We start from the raw sequence: 25,613 nt of genomic DNA on the forward strand, positions 1-25,613 counted from the left end.
TCATGCCGTTATCCATCACCACCACGATACCGCGGGCGATACCGATGATCAGCGCCACCCCCAGCAGGTCACGCGCACCATCGATAAAGTTGGAGGTCAGCTCCTCCTCGCTCATGCGGGAGATAAGACCAACGATGATGGCGGCAGCCAGGAACACGCCGGAGATCTGCGCCATCCACCAGCCCAGCACGGCCACACCGTAGATCATCACGGCAAAGGCGGCGACGAAGATACCCAGCACGATTTTACGGGTCAGGGTGAACTCCAGCATCTGGTCGCTCTTGTTGCCGAGGAAGTGGGCACGGTTCTCTTCCCACTTGTCAGCCACCAGAGATTTGCTCGGATCGCTGCGCACCATCTTGGCGTAACGCATGACGTAGGCAACACAGAGCAGCCAACCGGCGACCAGCATGGCAACGCGCAGCCAGATACCGTCGGTGAAGGAGATACCGGCGGCGTTGGCGGCAATAACAGTCGCAAACGGGTTGATGGTGGAACCCAGAGTACCGATACCGGCGCCCAGCAATACGGTTGCCGCTGCCACCACTGGGTCGAAGCGGGCGGCCATCATCACCGGCACCAGCAGGGTGTAGAAAGGCAGCGACTCTTCGGCCATGCCGTAGATGGTGCCGCCTGCGGCGAACAGCGCCATCAGGATCGGGATCATCCACTCTTCACGGCCACGCAGACGGTCGGTCACACGTTCGATACCGGCATCGATGGCACCTGTCTTGGTCACAATGCCAAGAAAACCACCGATGATCAGGATAAAGAGGGAGACGTCGATGGCGCCTGCCTCATAGGTGTCGTGGTTGTAGAGGCCATCGATAGGTGCCAGCAGCACGTCGACGATCCCCTGGGGATTCCCCTCCACCAGTTTGTAGGTACCCGCCACCGGCACTTCTTTGCCGAGGGCTTCGTTCATGGTCATCTCGTATTTGCCGGCCGGCACTATCCAGCTCAGGGCGGCCACCAGGGCGATCAGCACAAACAGTATCGTGTAGGCTGACGGGAACTTGAATTTGGTCATGGTCCAGCTTCCTTCTGTGGGTGTGGTATCCATGCAGGCTGCGGGTTGTAGGGTTAGAGGTATTATGCCGCTGTCACATGGTAGAAAAGCCGGGGGTCGCCCCCCGGCACCACTACTGCGACCTTAGTCGCCCAGCGTAGCAACCATCACTGCCTTGATGGTGTGCATCCGGTTTTCGGCCTCGTCGAACACGATGCTGTGCTCGGATTCGAACACGTCCTCGGTCACTTCCAGGCCTTTCATGCCATATTTGTCAGCCACTTCCTTGCCCATGGTGGTCTCGTCGTTGTGGAACGCCGGCAGGCAGTGCATGAACTTCACATCCGGGTTCTTGGTGGCATTGATGACATCCATGTTGACCTGATACGGAGTCATCAGTTTGACGCGCTGATCCCAGGCTTCTTTCGCTTCACCCATGGATACCCAGACGTCGGTGTAGAGGAAGTCAGCACCCAGCACACCCTCTTTCACATCTTCGGTCAGGGTGATGCGTGCGCCGGTCTCTTCGGCGATCAGGCTGCACTTGGCAACCAGCTCCTCTTCCGGCCAGAAGGCTTTCGGCGCGACCAGACGGATGTCCATGCCCATTTTGGCGGCGCCGACCATCAGGGAGTTACCCATGTTGTTGCGGGCATCACCCAGGTAGGCGAACTTGATTTGATCCAGACGCTTGCCCTTGCCGTGCTCCAGCATGGTCATGAAGTCGGCCAGGATCTGGGTCGGGTGGAATTCGTTGGTCAGGCCGTTCCAGACCGGGACTCCGGCGTAGGCGCCCAGCTCTTCGACGATCTCCTGACCGTAGCCACGGTATTCGATGCCGTCATACATGCGACCCAGTACCCGGGCGGTGTCCTTCATGGACTCCTTGTGACCGATCTGGGAACCGCTTGGGCCGAGGTAGGAGACTTGCGCGCCCTGGTCAAAGGCCGCCACTTCAAACGCACAACGGGTACGGGTGGAGGTCTTCTCGAAAATCAGGGCAATGTTTTTGCCGGTCAGGTGTTTGCGCTCATAGCCACCGTATTTGGCTTTTTTCAGGTCGATGGCCAAGTCAATCATGTATTGGATTTCGCGCGGGGTGAAGTCCAGCAGTTTCAGGAAGTTACGGTTACGCAGATTAAAAGCCATGATGAGTTCTCTCTATATTTGTTCAGACCAATTTAGGCAGTAGTGTTGACTACGCATTCTTCAGTACAGATTTGTGCAGACCCCAGAGGGCCGAGTTTCAATTACGCATTCACGGTACGGGTGGCGACGATATTGGTACCGGCTTCGCCCTTGAGGATGGCCAAGCCATCTTCCAGCGAACCGATGCCAACCATGCCGCCGGTCGCTTTGACAAATTCACAAGAGGCTTCGACTTTCGGCCCCATGGAACCTGCATCGAACTTGACCCCGGCCAGCTCGTCCGGGCTGGTGACCCGCAGCGGGTGCTGGGTCGGTTTGCCCCAATCTAGATAGACGGCATCGGCATCGGTCAGGATCAGCAGGGCGTCGGCCTTGATCTGCTTGGCCAAATAGGCGGCAGACATGTCCTTGTCGATGACGGCTTCGATACCGGTCAGGCTCTGGCCATCCCAAGTCACAGGGATGCCACCACCACCGGTACAGATGATGAGGTGGCCCTGGGCAATCAGGGTTTCGATGGCGTCGCCTTCGACGATGCGCTGGGGCAGCGGGGACGGCACTACACGACGGAAGAACTTGCCGTCAGCCTTGACCACCCAGTGCTTCTCTTCTGCCAGGTTGCGGGCTTCAGCCTCTTCGTAGACGGGGCCGATAAATTTGGTCGGGTTGGCAAATGCCGGATCCTTGGGATCAACCTGCACCTGAGTCAGCAGCGCGGTGACGTTGCGGCTCGGCATCAGGTTTTTCAGCTCCTGGATCAGCATGTAGCCGATCATGCCCTGGGACTCGGCACCCAGCACATCCAGCGGATAGGGGGATACCTTGGTGTAGGCGCTGTTCTGCAGGGCCAGCAGGCCGACTTGCGGGCCGTTGCCATGCACCAGCACCACGTTGTACTCCTGAGCGATCAGGGCGATGGTCTTGGCGGCAGTTGCAATGTTCTTGCGCTGGATATCCGCTTCCAGTGGCTCACCACGACGGAGCAGTGCATTGCCACCCAGAGCGACGACGACAGTTGGTTTTTTCATAGTGGTTAATCTCGAGTTTGGTTCTGTGTGGCGCCAGCTTCTGCCGGCGCCACGCCGTCTCATCAGATGCTGTCGCGTTCCATCGGGCAGCTCATGCAGCGGGCGCCGCCGCGGCCACGGCCCAGTTCATCACCCGGGATGGAGAGAACAGTGATACCAGCCTTGTCATATTTCTCGTTGGTGTAGGTATTGCGCTCGTAACCCACCACCACGCCGGGACGTACGGTCAGCACGTTGTTGGCGTCGTTCCACTGCTCGCGTTCGGCTTCGAAGCTGTCACCGCCAGTGGTGATGATCTTCAGCTGATCGACGCCCAGTGCTTTCTCGATAGCGGTGACGAAGTAACCCTCTTCCTTGATGTTCATGCCAGTGGCGCCGCCCGGAGTCAGGCTCCAGCACTGCACATCCTTGCGGATCACTTCCGGATAGACGGAGAAGGTGTCGATATCCATGTGGGTCATGACGGTATCCAGGTGCATGCAGCTGCGGTGTTTCGGCAGCTCCATGGCAATGACCTGCTTGGCCTGACCATGTTTGAACAGGCTGCGAGCCAGGTGCTCGACACCTTGCGGGGTGGTGCGCTCGGACATGCCGATCAGCACGGCGCCGCGGCCGATAACCAGTACGTCGCCACCCTCGATGGTGGAGTTGTCGTAGTCACGCTCCTCGTCACCGAAGTACTTGATGAAGTCCTGACCGGCAAACATCGGGTGCCAGCGGTAGATGGCCTTCACATGGTTGGTCTCGCGACGACGGGCCGGCTTGGCCATCGGGTTGATGGAAACGCCACCGTAAACCCAGCAGGAGGTGTCACGAGTGAAGAGGTGGTTGGGCAGCGGCTCGATGATGAAATCGGTCGGAGCGTGCATGCCCACTACCATGTTGACACCGCTGTAGGGCATCTCGGAGTAAGTCAGGCCGCCGGAGAGAATGCGGGCTAGTTCGCGGTGCGGCATGTCAGCCAGGAAGCAGCGCACGTCGTTGGCAAAAGAAGAGCCGAGGCGGTAGTCGGAGACCTGATGTTGCAGCAGCCAGGTTTTGGCTTCCGGCACATCAAGTGTTTCCGCCAGCAGATTGGTCAGCAGGAAAACTTCGACATTCTGATCGCGCAGTACCTGAGCGAATTTGTCGTGCTCCTGACCGGCACGTTCAACAGACAGGACGTCATCGAACAGCAGATCCTGGCAGTTGGAAGGAGTCAGACGCTTCAGACTGAGGTTGGGGCGGTGCAACATGACACGGCGCAATTGGCCAACTTCAGAACCTACATAAAATTTGCTCATGATTATATTCCGTCTAGCAGTGGTCCCTGCGAGTGATTGAATAGATTCCTTCTATTCATGCTCGTGGCTAAGGCGGGATATTCTTTATGTAGGGTAATCGGCTTATGTTCTATCCTGCCCTTGCCTTTCGAGACCGAGGTTAGCCCTGCGAATCACGACAAACTTAGACATTGATCACATTCACTCAGAACTGAATATATTCACCATCCAATCTATGAGCCCGGTAGCAAATTGCGCATTTTCCACACAAAGCGCACCGAATAGCCATGCAAAACCACCCTGCTATATTTCAGATTGATTCATTTTTTATTCATGCCAGTTCACTGGAGTGATTAAATGAAAATAACAAAAACCGTTAAAAATCATTACCATAAATAACTTTACAAATAAAATTTGAATATTACTCCCTAGGTATTGAATACATCGCCGTGACGAGGGGAGCGCGGTAGAAATAAATACTCACATCAACCACATTCACTGCATAAATCTTTTCTTGTTCCAGATCATGGCATTGATGCCAACCCCATCAGGCCAGGCCTCATCAGTCACCACCTCTTTGTGCGGTTCAACTTAATATGCACAAAGTCCGCATCAAGGTGGGCAACCATCCTCGTCGGTCACCACGACGCCTTTTGATACTTTTTTCATTAATTGAATTTATTCGTCTCACCTTGCACTGGCGCCAACCTCGACTTAACTCAGAAAGTGATCCAGATCACACAGGAATGGCACTACCAAGGAGTTGTTATGAAGATGAAACCCATGCTGTTGCTCGCGACTTTGCTGCTCTCTGCGCTCCCCACCCTCAGCCAGGCTGAAGGAGCCCCTGCCATGCCCATGGTGGTATGCCATGTCGACAAGGCCCCTCAAATGCTGGTGCCTGACTATGTCTGCCGCTGGCAGGGAGGCAGCGTTCATTACTAGTCGAAACAACGAGAGGAGCATCACTCCTCTCGCCTTGTGATGAGACAGGCCCCTCCTATACTGAAATCAGCGGTTTTCTCATGGATAGGGGAACGTCATGATCTTGTTGGTCGGTGGAGAGAAGGGGGGAAGTGGCAAGAGCTGCCTGGCACAAAATCTGGCTGTCTACCTCAGATCCCAATTTCAGGGGGAGGTATTACTGGTCGACTGCGACCCGCAGCGTACCACCTCTGACTGGATTCAGGAGCGCAATGACAACCCGGAGCTGCCACAAATCAACTGCGTACAGCTCTATGGCAATATTCGCAACGACCTGCTCAGCCTGAAAAACCGCTACGACTACGTCATCGTCGATTGCGGCGGGCAAGACAACCGGGCGCTGCGCTCTACCATGGCTGTCGCCACCCACGCCCTGATCCCCTTGCGCCCGAAACGTCGCGACCTCAAGACCCTGCCCCACATGGAAGATCTCATCACCACCTGCAAGATGGTCAACCCGACCCTCAATGCAGCCGTAGTGCTGACCCAGTGCCCCGCCCTGCCCAATCAGGTAAAACGCATTCTGGAAGCGAAAGAGGTTTGCTCCTCGTTCGGTGTCGACGTCCTGAACGCCATCACCTATGGCCGCAACGTCTATGACGACAGCGAAGAGAAGGGACTGTCGGTGATGGAGATCGAGCCGGATGGCAAATCCGCCGAAGAGATCCGGGCCATCGCCAAAGAGTTCCTGCAAGTGGGGGTATGAGATGGGTCTGGCCGATCTGAAGAAAAAGCACCAGCTGCATCACCAGAAGAAGTTCACCGTCGACGAATTTATCGAAGATGCGGAGTTCTACGCCAAGGGCAAACCCAAGGTGGTCAGCCTTGAACTGGGCCTGCATCGTGATGAAGCCTTGTCGGCGCTGGCCTTTATCGAGAGTGGTGAGCACCTGAAGCCCAGCTACAAAAAAGCCACCTTCTCCATGAGCACGGTGGCCATCGACGAGCTGGGTAACCTGACCCAGCAAGACGGCATGAACAAGTCCCTGTTGCTGCGCCTTTTTACCCACTACTTCTCTTCGCTCACCCCGGAAGAGCGCCAGACCATCTATGAGCGGCTCAACCAGCGCTCATAATTTCTCCATTCAACCGATCTTTGTGTGCCTCACCAACTCACCCCGAATGACCATCATCAGACTGCAACATCTGTTTCTGAAGCAACCAAAACGCGCTGTAAGAGATCTGCCATTCCATATGTAAGCTAACAGCCGAAAAGATCCCCGAGATAATCGGAAGATAAGATCTTAAAACATGAGTATGAGTAACTTAACTAGCTGTTTATAAATGAATAAATCGAAACTCACCACTTTCGAAATAGCTAATAACAAAAACGTTTTCCAATCTGGCGTTGTAGCCGGTTAGAAAATCCTTATAGTTACTCATGCACGGACGCAATGAAGTCGGTCAGGAAGACTGGCTGCCAGGGTTGGGCAAATGGACTCACCACAGGATGTGGTAAAGGACACCTCCCAGGACGGAGAAAGTGCGACGGGACAGGATGACTCGTCAGGCCAAGATGGCTAAAGGACACCCCAAAGGATTGGGAAGGGGAAACCTAAAGGAAGAGGTAAACAGTCAGGGATTGCAGGGAGCAACTTCGTTCAAGGATCTGAGCGATACGACTACCGGGGGCGACGCAAGTCGCCCCCATCTTTTTATCTGCATTTCACCGTCCCCTTGCTTGGCTCTCAATTACTTGCCTCAGCGCAGAGACTTCTTACCAGAACCTTCCCGACCCGCTGCTTAAGCAAAAATACATATGAAAGGGGCGCCACGATGGCGCCCTTCTCTGTTTTCTAATCGGCAAACAAGCTTATATCACGCGAGAGAACTGCTGCTGACGCGCCTTGTTGCGCAAGTACACGTCGAAACACATGCAGATATTGCGGATCAGCAGCTGCCCCGTGGAGGAGACCTCCAGACCATCCTCCGTCATACGCACCAATCCATCGTTGATGAAGGTCTGCAGCAGCTTGAGATCGTCGGCAAAATACTCTCTGAAATTGAGCCCGTGCGCCTGCTCGACAGCGGCAAAGTTCAGACGGAAATCACAGATAAGCCGCTTGATCACCTCACGGCGGATCAGGTCATCCTGATTGAGCGAGCAGCCTTTCCACTGGGCATGACCCAGCTCTGCAACCTGTGCGTAATAGGTCTTGAGCTCTTTCTGGTTCTGGGAGTAGGCATCACCGATCATGCTGATGGAGGAAACCCCCAGCCCCAGCAGATCACAATCTCCTTGAGTGGTATAGCCCTGGAAGTTGCGGTGCAGCTTGCCCTCGCGCTGCGCCACTGCCAGCTCGTCATCGGGTTTGGCAAAATGGTCCATACCGATGAACTGGTAACCCTGACCGGTGAGGAAGGCAATGGTGTCCTGCAGCATGGCCAGTTTCTCCTGCGGCGCAGGCATATCCACCTCTTTCAACTTGCGCTGGGCGGCAAAGCGGCTCGGCAGATGGGCATAGTTGAAGATGGAGAGGCGCGCCGGATCCGTCTTGAGCACCTCTTCCAGCGTATGGTGGAAGCTGGCACGATCCTGATGCGGCAGGCCATAGATAAGGTCGAGGTTGGTCGAGCGGAAGCCAAGTTCACGGGCCCGCTCCAACATGGCTTTAATAAAGTCGTTGTCCTGCTCGCGGTTGACCGCAACCTGCACATCCTTGTTGAAGTCCTGCACCCCAAGGCTGATGCGATTGAAGCCGACGTCTCGCAGCACATCCAGCATGGTAATGGCAATCTCGCGGGGATCAACCTCGATGCTGAACTCCCCCTCTTCGGCGAAATGGAAGTGCTCACGCAGCATGGCCATCAGACGGCGCGTTTGCGCTTCATCCAGATAGGTGGGTGTACCGCCCCCCCAGTGCAGTTGGGTAACCAGACGATGCTTGAAGAGCGGGGCTTGCGCCTTGATCTCCTGCTCCAGGTAGTCGAGATACTCGTCAGCCTTGTGCTGATGACGGGTAATGACCTTGTTGCAGCCGCAGTAGTAGCAGAGCTTGTGACAGAAAGGGATATGCACGTAGAGCGACAGATTGCGCTCGGGATACTGGCCGGCTGCGCGGACAAAATCCGGATAGCCGAAGCTCTCGTTGAACTCCAGCGCAGTGGGATAAGAGGTGTAACGCGGGCCACTGTAGTTATATTTTTCGATCAAGGCCTGATCCCACACAATCTGTTCTGCTTGCACGCTCGCTTCCTCTCTTGTTGTTATTGTTGGCTCACCGACCTAACTGAAAATCCTTCAGCTGGGCCACATCCTTGAGGATCTGAGCCTCCAGCTCGGCCTCGTAGCCGCTGCGTTCGAGATCCATCTTCATCACTTCATTGCGCTTGAGGGCGCGTCTGGCCTCATGAGTCGGCATATCTTTCACCTTCTCATACAGCCCGTACAGACCCGGGAACTCGGCAACAAACGCCCGCCCCCCCTTGATCTGCAACGCATCCAGCAGATTGGTCAGCCGAATGGCGCCTTCGGAGTAATCGCACTGCCCCTCCTGCACCGCATGAGCAATGACCCGCACGCTCTCCAGAATTCGTTCATTGCGAGCGGTAATCGCCTGCCACTGCATCGCTTGCTGTCGTCTCAGCCTGGCCAGCAGCATGCCTGCATAGATGGCCAATCCTGACAAAATCAGGCCGCCCAACAGGGCGGCCAGCATCCATCCACTCATCACTTTTTCTTCGGCTCAGGCTTGGGTTCCGGCTTGAAATCGACCTGGTTGAAACGGTCCCACAACTCCTCTTCGGAGGCCGGTTTCTGCTCGTCGAACTCGGCGTCATCGCCATCATCAAACGGCAGATCATCATCTTCATCATCGTCGTTGTCGATGATGCCCAGCTCATCCATCAGCTCCTGATAACGGTCGACACGCTGATCAACCCAGGCCTGCTCGGCCGCTTCCAGGGTTTCACCGGCATCAAGACGATCCAGCAGATCATTCAAGCGGTCATCATTTTCGATGGAAGCCAGCTCCTGCTCGGGGGTCATCACCAGCTTCTTCTCTTTCACTGCCTTGGGTGCTGCCGGCTTTTTCTGTTTGTCATCCACCACCAGTACCACCGGCTTGCGAGAACCGATACGCGGATCTTTGGACTGGCTGTTGCCAGACTTGTTGTTCGATTGTTCAACTTGCTGACGAGAACCAGCCTTCAGGCCCTTGCGCTTGGCAGCCCGTTTACGCTCACGACCTTCCTGAGCACTGACATCAGATTCTTTGCGCTTGCCAGTAGGCTTGCGAGTGGGTTGTTTGGCAGACATGAATGGCTAACTCCGAAAAATAACTGGATTGACCCGTACCCGGGATGATCTCACCCGGTGGGATACGATGCGAGGAACAGTAAGGCTGGAACAAGAGCAGGATCCGGCACCAATCCGGCCTAATCAGGCCACTGAACACCGCAGGATCGGTATCCTCTGGGCATGTTGCTGGTATTTTGACACAGAATGGCTAATCGGGTTAATGACCCAAAAGAAAAAAGGCAGCCGAAGCTGCCTTGATATGTTCATGCGGGCGCCATCCTGAATGGCAAAACAATCTGTTTCGTCCTCTCCGTGACAACTTGTCGCCGCAGCATATCGTTGTGTGGTCATCCTGACCTTGTATTGGTCGTTCCTGAATGTGCGTGTGCCTGTTTGACCCGTCGCGACCGCATCCTGCCATCGTGCCGGGGAGTCTGCATCCCGCAACCCCATCCCGCTCCGGAGATGGTCACCATCCTGATCCTTCAATCCTTTGCCGGCTCATGCGAGCCCATGGCATCCCGCCACGCCAGCCATCCTCTGCTCACAACATCCTGTTGTGAAACCGCCACCCAATCCGTGGGTGAATCCATTGAGCCTACTGTATCAACTCTATAAAACGGCTCAATCCACCCAAAAGATTCTCAACATCTCGAAAAATATCAATCTTCACATAATCAATTGATAAGTAATGAATATTTAATATTTTATGCAATTTTATGAGCCTTGGCCTGCCTTGAGAATGGGAGATCTCTTACAGAACGGGGGGATTAAACCGAGAATTATCTGAAAACCATAAAAACAACGGGGAGCCAAGGCTCCCCGTTTCAACTCGAATAGACCGTATCGACTATATCAGTGCAGACCCGCCACATATTTGGAGAGGGCTTCGATATCCTGATCAGTCAGTTTCTTGGCAACGTCCCGCATCATGCCATTCGGATCGTTGTCACGTGTCCCGGCACGGAATGCGGTGAGCTGAGCCTTGATATAGGCAGGATGCTGGCCGGACAGGCTTGGATACTTCGCCTGTTCGACACCCGAGCCACGGGGGCCATGGCAAGCCGTACAGGCTGCCAGACCGCGACTCATGTCACCACCCATATAGAGTGCCTTGCCCGCTTCGACCACGTCGTCAGGGACCGCGATCGGGGTAACCTTCAGGCCGGAGAAGTAAGCCGCCAGGTCATCCATGTCCTGTTCCGACAAAGGTAACGCCATCGGCCCCATCACTGGCGCAACCCGGCCAATTTGGCCAGAAGCGGCAGCCTTCAGTTCAACTAACTGCTTTTTGATATATGATGCATGCTGACCAGCAATTTTGGGGTACATATCAACCAGGCTGTTTCCGTCCGGTCCATGACAAGCCGCACAAACGGCAGCCTTGGCCTGTCCCGCAGCGGCATCGCCCTTGGCTTGTGCCATCCCCGTTACGCCAACCATCAGAGCAAGAGTAATGACTAGGTTCTTCATGGCGTTCCAACTTTTCGTTATTAGGCTTCCAGATCCCATGCCGCTGAAGGCATGTTAAAATAAACGCGTTTAAGCGACGCTATTTTACACCATTTTACAAAAAAGTAACTCTATAACCCTCTATCTCCATGGGGAATTTACGTTGGATACACAAACTCTGAATTTCAATAAGGTGCATTTTGTGACCAGCGCACCCGACATCCGTCACCTGCCAAATGATGGGGGTGTCGAGATCGCGTTTGCCGGCCGTTCCAACGCCGGTAAGTCATCTGCATTGAACACCTTAACCAAACACAAGAACCTGGCGCGTACCAGTAAGACACCCGGTCGTACCCAGCTGATCAACCTGTTTGAGCTGGAACCGGGCAAGCGTCTGGTCGACTTGCCGGGTTATGGTTATGCGCAAGTTCCGCTGGAAATGAAGCTCAAGTGGCAAAAGTCACTGGCAGAGTATCTGCAGCGCCGTGAGTCATTGAAAGGTCTGGTGATCCTGATGGACATCCGCCACCCGCTCAAAGATACCGACATGAACATGCTGGAGTGGAGCTCGCACCGTCAGTTGCCCGTCATGCTGCTGCTGACCAAGGCTGACAAATTGAGCCCCGGCCCGCGCAACAACCAGGTGATCAAGGTGCGCCAGGCCGTTGCCAACCTCGGTTCCCAGATCCAGGTCGAAGCGTTCTCCTCCCTCACCAATATCGGTGTGGAGAAGCTGGCGCAAACCCTGACCGAATGGTACATCAGTGGTGACGATACCGACCTGCTGGACGCTGATGAACAGCAACCTGCCGAGGAGTAATCTACTCCTCGCTCTCCTTGCAATTGGCGGAGCACTCCTCCGCTGATTGAAAGGGTTTCAGATTACTGCTTTCACCTGCCTCATGACAAATACCCCGCATTCGCCTCCCCCTGCTATATCCAATACTGCTTAAAGTTCATATAGATAGGCAGTTAATTCACACAAATAATTAACTTAAGTAGGCGTTGATAGCGTTTTCAAATTCGTTCTTTCAAAACGAACAAGAATCACAAAAAGAGACAAAAATGAAATTTAATTACAGAACCTGACCGGAAGGGATAAAAATGAGGCCGGACGACAGTGATGCCATCCAGCCTGAAATAATAAGTTCAAAAAATTGGGAAGAAGCTGAATCTTGAGTACCAGACGACAGGTATTCCTCAAGAAGCAGCCTCATTCTATCAAATGCATCGCCAATTTAAAGCATTTACTCTAAATACCGCGCATAAAAAAACACCCCGACGAGAACCTCATCGGGGCAGCTATTCAGCCACATTCAATTACGTGAAATAAAAGGTCTGAAAGATAGAACATCTTACCTCTGTACCCTACGCAGACAACTGTACAGCAAAGCAGCAGAAAGTGAAAGTAATTTATGTAATTTAGTTTCACAACTTGCGGATTAAGAAAAAACCTTTTACTTTCATGCAGATAAAAAAATCCCCAGTACGAATACCGGGGAGTTATAAAGGTGACTAGCTAGCACTTCCTCAACTATCTAGTTAGTCAGCGCTATTTCCAAGTAGTTCCGCTACAAAACAAAAAAACTTTGAAAAATCAGAGATAGATAGCGCCATCCTCAGCAAACTCTTGTTCTTCAATGAGTTTTTCAGCCAGATCTTCAATATCAAAACGCACGCTTTCGAAGGCTCTGACGATGTCATCCTCCCTCGTCAGCACCAGACCGGTCATTTTCTCCAGTCGCCGCTGGCTGATGTAACAATCTATCAGTGCCCCCATCTGCAGGGCGGGAAAACGCACCCGCTGTTCGCCAGCCTGCCACTCCATCAGATCGGGAAACAGAATACCCTGGTTCATATCACCCCCAAGTTACGCTTCAATTCTCTCAATACCTGTTTAGTCCCGGGACGAATTCCGCGCCACACGGTAAACGCTTCGGCGGCCTGTTCCACCAGCATGCCGAGTCCATCCATGGTTTGGCGGGCTCCCTGCTGTTTGGCCCAACTAATAAACGCCGTATCCGATGAGCCATACATCATGTCGTAGATGGCAATATCGGTGTGGATCAGGGCGGGAGCCAACGGCGGCAGCTCCCCTTGCAGGCTGGCGGAGGTAGAGTTGATGACGAGATCGAACGGCCCTGCCAGCTGCTCATAGGTCTGGGCGGTCACGGGCCCCAGATCGTGGAATTCAGCAGCCAGCTGCTGCGCTTTTGCGTGCGTGCGGTTGGCGATCACCAGCTCGCTCGGCAACTCAGCCAGCAGCGGTGCCAGTGCACCGCGAGCCGCTCCGCCGGCACCCAGCAGCAGGATCCGGCTATCCGCCAGCGTCACACCATGAGACTTGAGATCGGCAACCAATCCGGCGCCATCGGTGTTATCCCCCAGCAGCACGCCATCATCGGTCAGCTTGATGGTATTGACCGCGCCCGCCCGCTTGGCCCTTGGGCTCAACCGATCGACCAGAGTGAATGCCTGCTCCTTGAAGGGAACTGTGACATTGCACCCCTTGCCCCCTTGGGCAAAGAAGTCCCGCAGGGTTTGGGCAAACTCGTCGACGGCGGGTTCAGCCAGCCCATACTCCAGCTCTTGCTGGGTCTGTCTGGCAAACAGGGTATGAATGAAGGGGGACTTGCTGTGGCGCACCGGGTGGCCAAAAACCAGATAACGATCCATCAAAGAGTTCCATCAGAGGGCAATATTCCGATTTAACGGGTTTTCGCACTCGGGAACAAGCCGAATATCGGCCAGTAAAAAGGGGCCATCATGGCCCCTCGAGTCACAGCCACTCTCGCGGCGTGAGGTAATCGGTGTAGAGCAAGGCTTCAGGAGTGCCCACCTGTGGCTGCCAGTCATACTCCCAACGTGCCAGCGGTGGCATCGACATCAGGATCGACTCGGTACGTCCGCCTGTCTGCAACCCGAACAGGGTGCCCCGGTCATACACCAGATTGAACTCCACATAACGACCGCGACGATAGAGCTGGAACTCCCGCTCCCGCTCTCCATAGGGCAGTGCCTTGCGTCGTTCGATGATCGGCAGGTAGGCATCGAGATAACCCCGACCGACCGCCTGCATAAAGGCGAAGCAGTCGGCAAACGGCCAGCGATTCAGATCGTCGAAGAAGAGGCCGCCGACCCCCCGTGTCTCATTGCGATGCTTGAGGAAGAAGTAGCGATCGCACCAGGATTTGAACTCGGGGTAAATCTCATCACCAAAGGGCAGGCAGAGATCACGGGAGACCTGATGCCAGTGCTGGACATCCTCGGCGAATGGATAGAATGGCGTCAAATCGAAGCCACCGCCAAACCACCAGATCGGCTCTTCGCCTTCCTTCTCGGCGATGAAGAAACGGACGTTGGCGTGGCTGGTCGGCACATAGGGGTTGTGCGGATGGATCACCAGCGACACACCCATCGCCTCGAACTTGCGACCGGCCAACTCGGGCCGATGGGCCGTCGCAGAGGCAGGCATGGCATCGCCATAGACATGGGAGAAGTTGACCCCGCCCTGCTCAATCACCGCGCCATGGCGCAGCACGCGGGTACGACCGCCGCCACCGCCTTCACGGCTCCAGGCATCTTCCACAAAGTGTCCACTGCCATCGGCCTGCTCCAGACCACGGCAGATCTCGTCCTGCAACTGCAACAGGAAGGCCTTGACCTGGGCCACATCCGGTTTGCTCATCTTGTCTCCAGTCAGGCAGGATCGTGAACGCCCTGTCCATTTTTATAGTTGAATCAATCCGGTGAGCTCACCACTCAGCGGATTGATGGCAAATCATGATGCATCCGCCCACTCAGGAGGGGCGAATAATTGCGCCGGTACGGGCGTCCTTAATCTCGGATGGGTTGGCTTGCCCCCCCACCTCACCGGGCAGGATATAGGCCAACTTGCTTGCCAGCCGCTCACCGATATCGGCCACCCGACGGGCAGGCTCCTCACCGGTCAGGTTGGCGCTGGTAGAGACCAGCGGCTTGCCAAAGGCACGGCACAAGGCCTGCACCTGAGGATGGGCCGTCACGCGCACCGCCAGGGTATCGAACTGCCCGGTCAGCCAGGCCGGCGTCGTCGCTCGGGCAGGCATGATCCAGGTAAAGGGGCCGGGCCAGCTGGCTTCAACCCGAGCCAACTGCTCATCGCTAAGCTGACTCAGATCGATGTAATCCTGCAATTGCGCCACGTCGGCGGCAATCAGGATCAGCCCCTTCTCTACCGGACGCTGTTTGATGGCCAGCAGTCGCTGCACCGCAACTTCGGAGTCGGGATCACAACCCAGACCAAACACGGCCTCGGTCGCATAAGCAATCACCCCTTCCTGTTGGAGGGCTGCAACCGCCTGTTCAAATTCATTTGGCATAGGAAAAATGCGGCAGCCTGGCTGCCGCCTCGTCACTTGGTAGCAAGTTGAATCCATATGGCGGCGACCATGGCAACGTGACGTGTTGCTGTAGACAGAAAATACGACACTTCCGGATCGCCACCCGTTCACTTACTTGAGTTGAGCCTGCAGGGCGGCATCCTTGGCCATCACCTCTTCGGCATTCTTCTGGCGTTCGGCCCGAACCTTGGCCGCCAGTTCATCATCGGCTACTGCCAGCATCTGGGCTGCCAGATAACCCGCGTTCTTGGCACCGGCCTTGCCGATCGCCACGGTCGCCACCGGTACACCACCCGGCATCTGCACGGTGGAGAGCAGTGCATCCAGCCCCTTGAGCGGGCCGCCATCAATGGGCACCCCGATCACAGGACGAGTCGTGATGCCAGCTACGGCACCCGCCAGATGCGCCGCCAGACCGGCAGCACAGATAAAGACCTTGCAGCCACGGGCCTCGGCATCGGTCACATACTGATGGGTCGCAGCCGGCGTGCGGTGCGCGGAGGTGACTTTGACTTCCACTGCGATATCAAATGACTTGAGCACCTCAAGGGTGGTCTGCATCACGGGGAAATCAGAATCAGAGCCCATCAATACGGCAACAAAGGGTTTATTCATGGTGGGAATTTCCTTACTCCAAGTGGGGGGTTGAAGTTCGCCGAAAACGTTTCAATCCGGTTGCGGCGGCGGGATTATACCTGCTCACTTTGGTGGCCGCATTTCTTTTGCGGACAGACCCAACGCAGAGTTCCCCTCACTTTTTTCTCTACCATGATGCCCCAGCCACACGCGGGACAAGGCATGGGGATCGGCTTGTCGTTCACCACATATTTGCAATGGGGATAGCCATCACAGGAGTAAAACTGCTTGCCGTAGCGGGAGGTGCGGCTCACCAGATGACCCTTGCCGCACTCGGGGCAGAGTATCTGGGTATCGTCGCTCTCCTGCAGGGATTCGATGTGCTGGCAGGCCGGATACTGGGTGCAGCCGACAAACAGACCATAACGCCCCTTCTTGATCGCCAGCGGCTCTCCGCAATCGGGACAGGCAGAGCCTTCGAGCACCTTTTCGATGTCGCGGCCGGATGGCGTCAGGGAGCGGATGTAATCACAGGCAGGATAGGCAGAACAGCCGAGAAAGGGGCCATGTTTGCCCTGGCGGATCACCAGCTCGGCCCCGCACTGCGGGCACGGCTCGCGCTCGAAGGCATGTTCGTGGGCTGAAAAGAGGTGATGATCGATTTTTGACATGGGCCGCGCCTTGAAAACCAGATGGCCTGAATTCTACCAGCGCGGCACCGGACTGTCAGTGAATGACGCCGTCTGACTCATCAAACACCAGCTCTTCCATCTGCTGGTAGGCATTTTCACTGCCCGGCACGTTGAACAGCACCATCATGACGACCCACTTGAGGTCATCCAGCTCGATATCCGGCTTGTCCAGTTCGAGCAGACGCTCGATACAGATCTCGCGGGTTTCGGCATTCAGCACCTGGGCCTGTTCCAGAAAGAGCAGGAAGCCGCGGCACTCGGTGCTGAGGCGTGCCAGCTCTTGCGGAGCATAGATACGCATCGAGCCTTGCGCACTGGCGGTGACATAGACCTCCCGCTCGCTATCGTGCAGATTGGCCAGTCGCTCCAGCCAGTCGAGCGCCTTGTCGATCTCTTCTTTATCGAAACCGGCCCGGCTCAACTCGTCGGTGAGCTCATCCTGCTCGACCATCACATCTGCATCGCTGTGGATGTAGGTCTCGAAAAGGTACATCAATACATCAAACATGATTCGCCCTCCTCGCTCTGACGTATCCACCGGCTACCGCCATCACTGCACCGGCCAGCTCCAGCTCTACCAACCTGCCCAATACCACTTCGACAGGAAGCTGGGCCCGCTCGGCAACGGTATCCACGCTCGTGGTCTCATAATCTACGTTATCCAACAAATCGGCATAAGGCAATTCGCTATTATTCGGTTGCTCAGATGGTATGACCGACGAATGTGGCCGTGCGACCCACTCTGGCAGCTCTTCCACTATATCGGCAGCACTCAGCACAAGTTTGGCCCCCTGCTGAATTAATCTGTTGCACCCTATCGCCTGGGCATTTTGCAGGGCGCCGGGTACCGCAAACACTTCGCGCCCCTGTTCAAGCGCATAGCGAGCGGTGATCAGCGAACCGCTCTGCTCGGTCGCCTCCACCACCAGAGTTCCCAGCGACAGACCACTGATAATACGGTTGCGACGAGGAAAATGTTCAGCCAGCGGCCCTTTATCCGGCGCCAGCTCGGAGATAAGCAAACCACCACTCTCCAGAATCTGTCCTGCCAGCCCCTGATGGCGTTTGGGGTAGAGGCAATCCAGCCCGGAACCCAACACGGCAAGGGTGATACCGCCACAAGCCAGCGCCTGCTGATGGCAGACACCATCGATACCGAGCGCAAGGCCCGAGGTGATGGCTAACCCGCATCCAACCAGCTCATTACAGAGGCGGGACGCATTATCTTTGCCTGCATAGGTAGGATGGCGTGTCCCCACCATTGCCAACTGGGGTAGCGACAGCGCAGCAAGATCGCCACGACAGTAGAGCAGCAGGGGGGCCGCGGGAATTTCCCGCAACAAGGGTGGATAAATCGGGTGATCTTGTGGAATAAGGAGATTGTCAGGCAAAGCGGTCCAAGCCAGGCTCTGCTCAACCACTGGCGAGGGCCAGCGCAGTTGTTTGATCTGCTCTGACGATAACCCCATACCATGCAGTTGCGCTTCATCGCTCTGGAACAGGGTCTCAATACTTCCCCCGGCCCGTTCCAACAGACGTGCAGCGGTCACCGGACCAATACCGGTGACCGCATAGAGAGTTAGCCAGAGCGCCAGACGCGCGTCGGGGTAATTCACGTCAGAAGTGAGTGACCTGATAACCCGCACTCACCATGTCGTTACTCTGCATGATGAGACCGTAACTCAGCTTGTCATACACCTTGAACAACATGACACGGGCAATCGCTTCAGAGGGCAGTGGTGCCTTCTTGTTGCTGCTGTAAAACACCCGGTTAAAAACCGACGAGAGCTCCTTGTACTGTACATCGCCATTCTTGGTGACCAGAGCAGCACCGGGCCGTCTGACATCCAACACATCCCCGGCGACCAGTTGATCACGGCCACCCCGATTGATCAGCACCACATCAAACTTGCCACCGCCCCGGGTCTTGTTCGGCAAATCGATGATATAGCCCGGCGTGATGGCAGGTGCCGCTTTCGGTGTGAAGACGGCGGGCATGTTCTCCTGAGCCGGCAGCGGCATCACCTTGTCGCCCTGCAGCACTTCGCGCTGGTTATGAGTGAGGGTAACTTCAGTCCGATCGCCATCAAGACGCGCCACGGCCCGCACCACACCGGCAAAGATCGCCTCCTGGCCCAGCAGTTCACCGGTTTCGCGATCCTTGTAGACCACTCCGGGGTGATAAATGCCATAAACCTGCCCCGGCGTCAGGGAGCCCTGCACATAGAGGGTGTCCCCCTCCAGCATGCCGATATGTTTCTGATCCGACCCCAGCAGATAGGGCAAGGTTTTCTGCTGCTGGCTGTCAGCCAGAATATGGTCGGTTTGCAGGAAGGGGCCGATCTCACTGATAGGCAGTGTCGGAATGGGGTTGGCCTTATTCTCGTAACGGGTTTTCGGGCCGAGACGGATGACTTGCTTGCCACCCTGCATCGCCTTGCCGAGCCGGGGTTCACCATTGACCCAGCTCAGATGCAGTACATCACCGGGGTAGATCCAGTGAGGATTGGCAATCTGTGGATTGATATTCCAGAGACGGGGCCAGAGCCAGGGTTCGGAAAGATACTTGCCGGAGATATCCCACAGGGTGTCGCCTTTTTGCACTACATAGCTTTCGGGGTAACCCGCTTTCAGCCTCAGCTGATCGGCCAGTGCTGCCTGACTCACGGTCACCAGCAGGCAGGCGAGGATGGTTTGCTTCAGATACATAACACTCCCTGTTACTTCTGTACGCAAAGTGTTGCTGTTTTTTGTCGGCGTAAATGACTAGAATTACGCCAATATTGACTGCATTTATACGAAACTAAAGAAAAAACTATGGCCATTCTAGATGTATTGCGTTTTCCCGATGAGCGCCTGCGCACCGTTGCAGCCCCTGTCGAGACCTTTACACCCGAGTTACAACAGATTGTAGATGATATGTTCGAAACCATGTACGCGGAGGAAGGCATTGGCCTGGCCGCGACTCAGGTCGACATTCACCAGCGCATCATAGTGATCGATGTCTCTGAAAACCGTGAAGATCCTCTGGTATTGATCAATCCGGAGGTCATCGAGCAGTGCGGCAGCACCGGCATTGAAGAGGGTTGCCTTTCCGTGCCCGGCAGCCGTGCTCTGGTGCCTCGCGCCGAACAGATCAAAATCCGCGCCCTGGATCGCAACGGCAAGCCGTTCGAGCTGGAAGCCGACGATCTGCTCGCCATCTGCATCCAGCATGAGATGGATCATCTGGTCGGCAAGCTGTTTGTGGATTACTTGTCCCCGCTCAAGCGCCAGCGCATTCGCCAGAAGCTGGAAAAGATGGCCCGTGAAGATCGCAAAGTCCTCTGAGGATCTGCCCCATTGAATAAGCTGAAACTGATTTTTGCCGGTACTCCCGACTTCGCCGCCCGTCACCTGGCGGCGTTGTTGTCTTCCGACCACGAGGTCGTTGCCGTTTATACCCAGCCTGACAAGCCCGCTGGCCGTGGCCAGAAGCTCACCGCCAGCCCGGTCAAAGAGCTGGCACTGGCCCACAACCTGCCGGTTTACCAACCAGCCTCTCTGCGCAAGGAAGAGGCGCAAGCCGAGCTTGCTGCACTGGGCGCCGACCTGATGGTGGTGGTGGCTTATGGTCTGATCCTGCCCAAGGTGGTACTCGATACCCCGCGGCTGGGCTGCATCAACGTCCATGGCTCCTTGCTGCCCCGCTGGCGCGGTGCCGCACCGATCCAGCGCTCCATCTGGGCGGGCGATGCCGAAACTGGCGTCACCATCATGCAGATGGATGTGGGACTGGATACCGGCGCCATGATCCGCAAGGTAAGCTGCCCCATCGCCGCCGACGAGACCTCCGCCAGCCTCTATGACAAACTGGCCGAGCTGGGCCCGCAGGCACTGGTCGACACCATCAATGCCATGGCCGCCGGTGAAACCGCTGCCGAGGCACAAGATGATGCGCTGGCCAACTACGCCGAGAAGCTCTCCAAGGAAGAGGCCCGCATCGACTGGTCGATGGAGGCTGTTGCCATCGAACGCTGCATCCGCTCATTCAACCCCTGGCCCATCAGCTGGTTTGAAGTGGCTGACCAGACCGTCAAGGTATGGCAAGCCGCCGTCATTGACAGCGACCACGACCAACCCGCCGGCACCCTGCTCAAGGCCGACAAGCAGGGGATCGATATCGCGACCGGCAAAGGGGTACTGCGCCTGCTGACCCTGCAACCGCCCGGCAAGAAGGCGATGTCCGTTTCGGATCTGCTCAACTCTCGCCGCGACTGGTTTGAACCCGGCACGCAATTGAATTGAACTGGATTGAATTGACACAAGCGGGGCCCAGGCCCCGACTTGCGCATCTAAGGTAACTCTATGAAAACACGTGCACAGGCCGCTCTCGTTATTCAACAGGTGCTGGATCAGGGTCAATCCCTCTCCGCTGTTCTGCCTGCTGCCCAGGAGAAGGTCGCGCCCCGCGATCGCGCTCTCCTGCAAGAACTCTGCTACGGCACCCTGCGCTGGCTGCCCCGCCTCGATGCGGCAGTCAACGAGATGATGGACAAGCCGCTCAAAAACAAGAGCCGCATTTTCCACTACCTCATCCTGGTCGGTCTCTATCAGCTCATCTACACCCGCATTCCGGCTCACGCCGCGGTGGCCGAGACCGTCAACGCCGTCAAACTGCTCAAGGGCACCTCCCTGCGTGGCCTCATCAACGGCGTGCTGCGCAACTTCCAGCGCAGCGCCGAAGTCATTCTGCTGCGCATCGACCGCGTTCCCAGCATTCGCCTCGGTCATCCGGAGTGGCTCACCAAGCGCCTGCGTCAGGCCTATCACGATGAGTGGGAATTCATCATGGAGGCGAACAACCAGCGCCCCCCCATGTGGATCCGCAACAACAGCCAGCGCCAGAGCCGCGATGCCATGCTGGCTCGCATGGCCGAAGCCGGCATCAATGCGGTGGCCGGTGAAGAGGGCGAGGATTGCATCCTGTTGGAGCGTCCCTGCGATGTGACCAAGCTGCCCGGCTTCGAGGTCGGTGACTGCTCGGTACAGGATGGCGCCGCACAACAGGCCGCGGCACTGCTCGACCCGCAACCGGGCGAGTGGGTGCTGGATGCCTGCGCGGCCCCCGGCGGCAAGACTGCCCACCTGCTGGAGCGTCAGCCCAAGCTGGCTGGCGTGGTTGCCGTCGATGCCGACGAAAACCGCCTCAAGCGGGTGCAGGAGAACCTGGACCGTATCGGCCTCACCGCCCAGGTGATCCATGGCGATGCGGCGGCGCCGGAACAGTGGTGGCCGGAGGGCCAGTTCGACCGCATCCTGCTGGATGCCCCCTGCTCCGCCACCGGCGTCATCCGCCGCCACCCAGACATCAAGTGGCTGCGCCGTGATCAGGACATTCGCGAGCTGGCCGAGCTGCAGCGCCGCATTCTCAATGCCCTCTGGGGCAAGCTGAAAAGCGGCGGCACCCTGCTCTACGCCACCTGCTCCGTCCTGCCGGAAGAGAACCGCGACCAGATCCGCGCCTTCCTTGCCGCGACCAAAGATGCCAAATTGGTACCGTTGCACGAACAGGACATTCCGGACTGCCCAGGTCGCCAGTTCCTGCCGGGTGAAGCCGAGATGGATGGCTTCTACTACGCCAAGCTGGTCAAGCTGTGACGCTGACATGCTTCTTCCGGGGCAATCGCCATGCAGGCGAAATGCCCCTTTACTGCCTCAACGTGAGTAGACGTTCCCTATGAAGATCATCATTTTGGGAGCCGGCCAGGTCGGCGGCACTCTGGCCGAGAACCTGGCCGGAGAGAACAACGACATCACCATCGTCGATACCGACAGCGAGCGCCTGCGCGAACTGCAAGACAAGTTTGACCTGCGGGTGGTCAACGGTCACGGCGCTCACCCCAAGGTGCTGCGCGAAGCGGGCGCTCAGGATGCCGACATGCTGGTCGCCGTCACCAACAGTGACGAGACCAACATGATCGCCTGTCAGGTGGCCTACTCCCTGTTCAACACTCCGAACAAGGTGGCGCGGATCCGCTCGCCAGCCTATCTGACCGAACGGGATCGCCTGTTCCTGCCCGAATCGGTGCCGGTGGATCACCTGATCGCGCCGGAGCAGCTGGTGACCGACTATGTGCGTCGCCTGATCGAATACCCGGGCGCCCTGCAAGTGGTTGATTTTGCAGGTGGCCGCGTTGGTCTGGTGGCGGTCAAGGCCTACTACGGTGGCCCGCTGGTGGGCAACGCCCTCTCCACCCTGCGCGAGCACATGCCCAACATCGAAACTCGGGTAGCGGCCATCTTCCGTCAGGGCCGCCCGATCCGTCCGCAAGGCACCACCATCATCGAAGCGGATGACGAGGTCTTCTTCGTGGCGGCGGCGGGCCATATCCGTGCCGTGATGTCGGAGCTGCAGCGCCTCGAGAGCCCCTACCGCCGCATTATGATCGTCGGTGGTGGCAATATCGGCGCCGGTCTCGCCCGCCAGCTGGAGAAGCGCTACAGCGTCAAGCTTATCGAGCGCAACCAGAAGCGAGCGGAGCAGCTCTCCGAACTGCTGGAGAACACCATCGTCTTCTGCGGCGATGCGGCGGATCAGGAGCTGCTGGCCGAGGAGCATATCGATCAAATCGACGTCTTCATCGCCGTGACCAACGAGGATGAGGCCAACATCATGTCGGCGCTGCTCGCCAAGAAGATGGGCGCCAAGAAGACCATGGTGCTGATCCAGCGCGGCGCCTACGTCGATCTGGTGCAGGGCGGTTCCATCGATATCGCCATCTCGCCCCAGCAGGCCACCATCTCGGCCCTGCTGACACACGTGCGTCGGGCCGATATCGCCAACGTCTACAGCCTGCGCCGCGGCGCAGCCGAGGCGATCGAGGCGATTGCCCACGGTGACGAGAACACCTCCAAGGTGGTCGGCAAGACAGTGGGCGAGCTCAAGCTGCCGCCGGGCACCACTATCGGTGCCGTAGTGCGCGGGGATGAGGTGCTGATCGCCCACGATCGCACCAAGATCCAGCAGGATGACCACGTGGTCATGTTCCTGGTGGACAAGAAGTACATCCCGGAAGTGGAGCGGCTGTTCCAGCCAAGCCCCTTCTTCCTGTAACGTCTTCATGCGCACAGGCTGTCAAACCAGACCCGGCTCAGCTCCCCCAAGGGGATGGTCCGGGTCTTTTGTTAATCAACGACCAGGTTATCTAACATGATCAAGCTGCGTCCCATTATCTTCACCCTCGGGCTGGTGCTCTCCAAGCTGGCGCTCTTCATGTGGCTGCCCACCTTGCTGGCACTGCTCACCGGGTCAGAGGGATTTGTCGAGTTTCTCAAGTCCGTGCTGATCACCCACGGCGCCGCCCTGCTCTGCCTCCACTACGGCCGCAAAGCGGAGTTTCATCTGGGGGTGCGGGAGATGTTCCTGCTCACCACCTCGGTCTGGGTGGTGGCCTGCGCCTTCGGCGCCCTGCCGTTTGTTTTCATCACCCACATCAACTTCACCGACGCCTACTTCGAGACCATGTCGGGGGTGACCACCACGGGCTCTACCGTGCTCTCCGGCCTCGACAACATGGCCCACAGCATCCTGTTGTGGCGTTCCATCCTGCAGTGGCTGGGGGGGGTCGGCTTTATCGTGATGGCAGTTGCCGTGCTGCCCTACCTCAACGTCGGAGGCATGAAGCTGTTCCAGACCGAGAGCTCGGACTGGTCAGACAAAAGCGCCCCGCGTGCCAAGACGGTCGCCAACAACATCGTCGTGGTCTATCTGGTGCTCTCCATGCTCTGCTTCATGGCCTACTGGGCCAGCGGCATGAACATGTTCGAGGCGATCAACCACGCCATGACCACTCTCAGTACCGGCGGCTACTCCACCTCCGATCAATCTATGTCCCACTTCTCCAACTCGGCGCACTGGATTGGCACCCTGTTCATGTTCCTCGGTGGCCTGCCCTTCCTGCTCTATGTGCAGAGCCTCAACCACAGGGACAACAGCCTGTTTAAGGATGCCCAGGTGCGCGGCTTCTTCTGGCTGGTGGTGTGGGTCACCGTCATCATGACCTTCTATCTGTGGGAGAGAGATCTGTTCGGCTTCTGGGATGCCCTGCGCATCAGCTGCTTCAACATCGTCTCGGTACTCACCACCACGGGCTTTGGCCTTGGTGACTTCGGCACCTGGGGGCCGCTCGCCAGCATCGTCTTCATCGTGCTGCTGGCTCTTGGGGCCTGCTCCGGCTCAACTGCGGGCGGTCTCAAGATCTTCCGGGTACAGGTGGCATTCGCCCTGTTCAGAAAGCAGATGCGCCAGCTGATGCACCCCTCTGCCGTATTCCCCCAGAAGTACAACGGCCGGACGGTCAATGACGCCATCATCCGCTCGATGATCTCCTTCGTACTGGCCTACTTCGCCATCATTCTGGTGATAGCCGCACTGCTGGGCGCCATCGGGCTTGACCCCCTGACAGCCATATCCAGCTCCATCACCGCCGTTGCCAACGTTGGCCCGGGCATGGGCCCGGTGGTCGGCCCCAGCACCAACTTTGCCAGCCTGCCGGAATCGGCCAAATGGCTGTTGTCATTCGGCATGCTGCTGGGACGACTGGAGATCCTGACGGTCGCCGTGCTCTTCTTCCCCTCCTTCTGGCGCCAGTAACCCCTTACTGCAAGCCGGCAAAAAGCCGCAGCGTTCATCCGCTGCGGCTTTTTTATCTCACCCACCCCCACGACCTTCGCTCAACGCTCATCAGCCCCATTACCGGATGGCCTGAACGAGCTCATCAGGATGGCCAGAGCGGATCACAGGCATAAAAAAACGGACCCAAACCAGAGGTTTGGGTCCGTTTATCAGTGAACCGTC

26 protein-coding genes are annotated in these 25,613 nt (G+C 56.9%); 9 read left to right on the forward strand and 17 right to left on the reverse strand.

Features of this window, described 5'->3' with window-relative positions; translation table 11 throughout:
- The 4 genes from DBR30_RS06575 to arcA form a co-directional block, all read right to left on the reverse strand.
- A partial coding sequence (locus DBR30_RS06575) for a YfcC family protein (RefSeq protein ID WP_108588253.1) occupies nucleotides 1-1,030 on the reverse strand: 1,030 nt, incomplete at its 3' end.
- Nucleotides 1,031-1,153: 123 nt separating this feature from the next.
- The gene (argF, locus tag DBR30_RS06580; RefSeq protein ID WP_108542287.1) at nucleotides 1,154-2,158 is read right to left on the reverse strand and encodes an ornithine carbamoyltransferase; all 1,005 of its coding nucleotides are present in this window, start codon (nucleotides 2,156-2,158) and stop codon (nucleotides 1,154-1,156) included.
- A gap of 101 nt (nucleotides 2,159-2,259) precedes the next feature.
- Nucleotides 2,260-3,186: a carbamate kinase gene (gene arcC / locus DBR30_RS06585; protein ID WP_108542286.1), complete on the reverse strand. Its 927-nt coding sequence runs from the start codon at nucleotides 3,184-3,186 to the stop codon at nucleotides 2,260-2,262.
- A 62-nt stretch (nucleotides 3,187-3,248) separates the two neighbouring features.
- The gene (gene arcA / locus DBR30_RS06590; RefSeq protein WP_005339718.1) at nucleotides 3,249-4,469 is read right to left on the reverse strand and encodes an arginine deiminase; all 1,221 of its coding nucleotides are present in this window, start codon (nucleotides 4,467-4,469) and stop codon (nucleotides 3,249-3,251) included.
- A gap of 747 nt (nucleotides 4,470-5,216) precedes the next feature.
- On the opposite strand from arcA, the gene DBR30_RS21190 reads away from it, so the two are divergent.
- The 3 genes from DBR30_RS21190 to DBR30_RS06600 all read left to right on the forward strand — a co-directional run bounded on the left by DBR30_RS21190 (nucleotide 5,217) and on the right by DBR30_RS06600 (nucleotide 6,508).
- Nucleotides 5,217-5,393: a hypothetical protein gene (locus tag DBR30_RS21190; RefSeq protein ID WP_005339717.1), complete on the forward strand. Its 177-nt coding sequence runs from the start codon at nucleotides 5,217-5,219 to the stop codon at nucleotides 5,391-5,393.
- 97 nt (nucleotides 5,394-5,490) lie between these two features.
- Complete coding sequence (locus tag DBR30_RS06595; RefSeq protein WP_005339716.1) at nucleotides 5,491-6,138, forward strand: AAA family ATPase; 648 nt, start codon at nucleotides 5,491-5,493, stop codon at nucleotides 6,136-6,138.
- A gap of 1 nt (nucleotide 6,139) precedes the next feature.
- Complete coding sequence (locus tag DBR30_RS06600; RefSeq protein WP_005339715.1) at nucleotides 6,140-6,508, forward strand: hypothetical protein; 369 nt, start codon at nucleotides 6,140-6,142, stop codon at nucleotides 6,506-6,508.
- Between the two features lie 737 nt (nucleotides 6,509-7,245).
- Here DBR30_RS06600 and hemN read toward each other — a convergent pair.
- The 4 genes from hemN to DBR30_RS06625 form a co-directional block, all read right to left on the reverse strand.
- Complete coding sequence (gene hemN / locus DBR30_RS06605) at nucleotides 7,246-8,619, reverse strand: oxygen-independent coproporphyrinogen III oxidase (protein WP_064338956.1); 1,374 nt, start codon at nucleotides 8,617-8,619, stop codon at nucleotides 7,246-7,248.
- Nucleotides 8,620-8,650: 31 nt separating this feature from the next.
- Complete coding sequence (locus tag DBR30_RS06610; protein WP_005339712.1) at nucleotides 8,651-9,091, reverse strand: DUF2489 domain-containing protein; 441 nt, start codon at nucleotides 9,089-9,091, stop codon at nucleotides 8,651-8,653.
- Between the two features lie 11 nt (nucleotides 9,092-9,102).
- Complete coding sequence (gene yihI, locus DBR30_RS06615) at nucleotides 9,103-9,690, reverse strand: Der GTPase-activating protein YihI (RefSeq protein ID WP_108542285.1); 588 nt, start codon at nucleotides 9,688-9,690, stop codon at nucleotides 9,103-9,105.
- Between the two features lie 837 nt (nucleotides 9,691-10,527).
- Nucleotides 10,528-11,145, reverse strand: coding sequence for a c-type cytochrome (locus tag DBR30_RS06625; RefSeq protein ID WP_181363509.1), 618 nt, complete (start codon nucleotides 11,143-11,145; stop codon nucleotides 10,528-10,530).
- A 142-nt stretch (nucleotides 11,146-11,287) separates the two neighbouring features.
- Between DBR30_RS06625 and yihA the strand changes: the two genes are divergently transcribed.
- On the forward strand, nucleotides 11,288-11,944 hold the full coding sequence (yihA, locus tag DBR30_RS06630; protein ID WP_108540400.1) for a ribosome biogenesis GTP-binding protein YihA/YsxC: 657 nt from the start codon (nucleotides 11,288-11,290) through the stop codon (nucleotides 11,942-11,944).
- A 777-nt stretch (nucleotides 11,945-12,721) separates the two neighbouring features.
- On the opposite strand, the gene DBR30_RS06635 is transcribed toward yihA, so the two are convergent.
- The 9 genes from DBR30_RS06635 to DBR30_RS06675 form a co-directional block, all read right to left on the reverse strand.
- Entirely contained in the window at nucleotides 12,722-12,982 is a 261-nt protein-coding gene (locus DBR30_RS06635) for a DUF1488 domain-containing protein (protein ID WP_108540397.1), read from the reverse strand.
- Nucleotides 12,979-13,800, reverse strand: coding sequence for a shikimate dehydrogenase (gene aroE, locus DBR30_RS06640; protein WP_108540394.1), 822 nt, complete (start codon nucleotides 13,798-13,800; stop codon nucleotides 12,979-12,981). The genes DBR30_RS06635 and aroE overlap by 4 nt, the downstream gene beginning before the upstream one ends.
- 103 nt (nucleotides 13,801-13,903) lie before the next feature.
- Nucleotides 13,904-14,812: an oxygen-dependent coproporphyrinogen oxidase gene (gene hemF / locus DBR30_RS06645; protein WP_108540391.1), complete on the reverse strand. Its 909-nt coding sequence runs from the start codon at nucleotides 14,810-14,812 to the stop codon at nucleotides 13,904-13,906.
- Nucleotides 14,813-14,924: 112 nt separating this feature from the next.
- Nucleotides 14,925-15,485, reverse strand: coding sequence for an L-threonylcarbamoyladenylate synthase (locus DBR30_RS06650; RefSeq protein WP_108540388.1), 561 nt, complete (start codon nucleotides 15,483-15,485; stop codon nucleotides 14,925-14,927).
- A 132-nt stretch (nucleotides 15,486-15,617) separates the two neighbouring features.
- Nucleotides 15,618-16,121: a 5-(carboxyamino)imidazole ribonucleotide mutase gene (purE, locus tag DBR30_RS06655; RefSeq protein WP_005339704.1), complete on the reverse strand. Its 504-nt coding sequence runs from the start codon at nucleotides 16,119-16,121 to the stop codon at nucleotides 15,618-15,620.
- Nucleotides 16,122-16,195: 74 nt separating this feature from the next.
- The gene (locus DBR30_RS06660; protein WP_005339702.1) at nucleotides 16,196-16,753 is read right to left on the reverse strand and encodes a DNA topoisomerase family protein; all 558 of its coding nucleotides are present in this window, start codon (nucleotides 16,751-16,753) and stop codon (nucleotides 16,196-16,198) included.
- Between the two features lie 55 nt (nucleotides 16,754-16,808).
- Nucleotides 16,809-17,282 carry a DUF494 family protein gene (locus DBR30_RS06665; protein WP_005339699.1) on the reverse strand — a complete coding sequence of 158 codons (474 nt, stop codon included), beginning with the start codon at nucleotides 17,280-17,282 and terminating at the stop codon, nucleotides 16,809-16,811.
- Entirely contained in the window at nucleotides 17,275-18,390 is a 1,116-nt protein-coding gene (gene dprA / locus DBR30_RS06670) for a DNA-processing protein DprA (protein ID WP_108540386.1), read from the reverse strand. Before dprA ends, DBR30_RS06665 begins: the two co-directional genes overlap by 8 nt.
- Nucleotide 18,391: 1 nt before the next feature.
- Nucleotides 18,392-19,483: a LysM peptidoglycan-binding domain-containing protein gene (locus tag DBR30_RS06675; RefSeq protein ID WP_005339696.1), complete on the reverse strand. Its 1,092-nt coding sequence runs from the start codon at nucleotides 19,481-19,483 to the stop codon at nucleotides 18,392-18,394.
- A gap of 108 nt (nucleotides 19,484-19,591) precedes the next feature.
- Here DBR30_RS06675 and def point away from each other — a divergent pair, with 108 nt between their 5' ends.
- The 5 genes from def (at nucleotide 19,592) to DBR30_RS06700 (ending at nucleotide 25,409) form a co-directional block, all read left to right on the forward strand.
- The gene (def, locus tag DBR30_RS06680; RefSeq protein ID WP_005357510.1) at nucleotides 19,592-20,104 is read left to right on the forward strand and encodes a peptide deformylase; all 513 of its coding nucleotides are present in this window, start codon (nucleotides 19,592-19,594) and stop codon (nucleotides 20,102-20,104) included.
- A gap of 12 nt (nucleotides 20,105-20,116) precedes the next feature.
- On the forward strand, nucleotides 20,117-21,061 hold the full coding sequence (fmt, locus tag DBR30_RS06685) for a methionyl-tRNA formyltransferase (protein ID WP_108588251.1): 945 nt from the start codon (nucleotides 20,117-20,119) through the stop codon (nucleotides 21,059-21,061).
- Between the two features lie 60 nt (nucleotides 21,062-21,121).
- On the forward strand, nucleotides 21,122-22,414 hold the full coding sequence (rsmB, locus tag DBR30_RS06690; RefSeq protein WP_108541355.1) for a 16S rRNA (cytosine(967)-C(5))-methyltransferase RsmB: 1,293 nt from the start codon (nucleotides 21,122-21,124) through the stop codon (nucleotides 22,412-22,414).
- Between the two features lie 79 nt (nucleotides 22,415-22,493).
- Nucleotides 22,494-23,870: a Trk system potassium transporter TrkA gene (trkA, locus tag DBR30_RS06695; protein ID WP_005339689.1), complete on the forward strand. Its 1,377-nt coding sequence runs from the start codon at nucleotides 22,494-22,496 to the stop codon at nucleotides 23,868-23,870.
- A gap of 96 nt (nucleotides 23,871-23,966) precedes the next feature.
- Complete coding sequence (locus DBR30_RS06700) at nucleotides 23,967-25,409, forward strand: TrkH family potassium uptake protein (RefSeq protein WP_108541354.1); 1,443 nt, start codon at nucleotides 23,967-23,969, stop codon at nucleotides 25,407-25,409.
- Nucleotides 25,410-25,613: the final 204 nt, after the last annotated feature.

Source organism: Aeromonas sp. HMWF017 (assembly GCF_003061465.1).
In the GTDB taxonomy this organism is placed as follows: domain Bacteria; phylum Pseudomonadota; class Gammaproteobacteria; order Enterobacterales; family Aeromonadaceae; genus Aeromonas; species Aeromonas veronii.

What these genes read in the sequence shown, in the direction of transcription:
- argF (WP_108542287.1), bottom strand. Translation starts at nt 2,158, where the DNA reads ATGGCTTTTAATCTGCGTAACCGTAACTTCCTGAAACTGCTGGACTTC.
- arcC (WP_108542286.1), bottom strand. Translation starts at nt 3,186, where the DNA reads ATGAAAAAACCAACTGTCGTCGTCGCTCTGGGTGGCAATGCACTGCTC.
- arcA (WP_005339718.1), bottom strand. Translation starts at nt 4,469, where the DNA reads ATGAGCAAATTTTATGTAGGTTCTGAAGTTGGCCAATTGCGCCGTGTC.
- DBR30_RS21190 (WP_005339717.1), top strand. Translation starts at nt 5,217, where the DNA reads ATGAAGATGAAACCCATGCTGTTGCTCGCGACTTTGCTGCTCTCTGCG.
- DBR30_RS06595 (WP_005339716.1), top strand. Translation starts at nt 5,491, where the DNA reads ATGATCTTGTTGGTCGGTGGAGAGAAGGGGGGAAGTGGCAAGAGCTGC.
- DBR30_RS06600 (WP_005339715.1), top strand. Translation starts at nt 6,140, where the DNA reads ATGGGTCTGGCCGATCTGAAGAAAAAGCACCAGCTGCATCACCAGAAG.
- DBR30_RS06610 (WP_005339712.1), bottom strand. Translation starts at nt 9,091, where the DNA reads ATGCTGGCCGCCCTGTTGGGCGGCCTGATTTTGTCAGGATTGGCCATC.
- yihI (WP_108542285.1), bottom strand. Translation starts at nt 9,690, where the DNA reads ATGTCTGCCAAACAACCCACTCGCAAGCCTACTGGCAAGCGCAAAGAA.
- DBR30_RS06625 (WP_181363509.1), bottom strand. Translation starts at nt 11,145, where the DNA reads ATGAAGAACCTAGTCATTACTCTTGCTCTGATGGTTGGCGTAACGGGG.
- DBR30_RS06635 (WP_108540397.1), bottom strand. Translation starts at nt 12,982, where the DNA reads ATGAACCAGGGTATTCTGTTTCCCGATCTGATGGAGTGGCAGGCTGGC.
- aroE (WP_108540394.1), bottom strand. Translation starts at nt 13,800, where the DNA reads ATGGATCGTTATCTGGTTTTTGGCCACCCGGTGCGCCACAGCAAGTCC.
- hemF (WP_108540391.1), bottom strand. Translation starts at nt 14,812, where the DNA reads ATGAGCAAACCGGATGTGGCCCAGGTCAAGGCCTTCCTGTTGCAGTTG.
- DBR30_RS06650 (WP_108540388.1), bottom strand. Translation starts at nt 15,485, where the DNA reads ATGCCAAATGAATTTGAACAGGCGGTTGCAGCCCTCCAACAGGAAGGG.
- purE (WP_005339704.1), bottom strand. Translation starts at nt 16,121, where the DNA reads ATGAATAAACCCTTTGTTGCCGTATTGATGGGCTCTGATTCTGATTTC.
- DBR30_RS06660 (WP_005339702.1), bottom strand. Translation starts at nt 16,753, where the DNA reads ATGTCAAAAATCGATCATCACCTCTTTTCAGCCCACGAACATGCCTTC.
- DBR30_RS06665 (WP_005339699.1), bottom strand. Translation starts at nt 17,282, where the DNA reads ATGTTTGATGTATTGATGTACCTTTTCGAGACCTACATCCACAGCGAT.
- DBR30_RS06675 (WP_005339696.1), bottom strand. Translation starts at nt 19,483, where the DNA reads ATGTATCTGAAGCAAACCATCCTCGCCTGCCTGCTGGTGACCGTGAGT.
- def (WP_005357510.1), top strand. Translation starts at nt 19,592, where the DNA reads ATGGCCATTCTAGATGTATTGCGTTTTCCCGATGAGCGCCTGCGCACC.
- rsmB (WP_108541355.1), top strand. Translation starts at nt 21,122, where the DNA reads ATGAAAACACGTGCACAGGCCGCTCTCGTTATTCAACAGGTGCTGGAT.
- trkA (WP_005339689.1), top strand. Translation starts at nt 22,494, where the DNA reads ATGAAGATCATCATTTTGGGAGCCGGCCAGGTCGGCGGCACTCTGGCC.
- DBR30_RS06700 (WP_108541354.1), top strand. Translation starts at nt 23,967, where the DNA reads ATGATCAAGCTGCGTCCCATTATCTTCACCCTCGGGCTGGTGCTCTCC.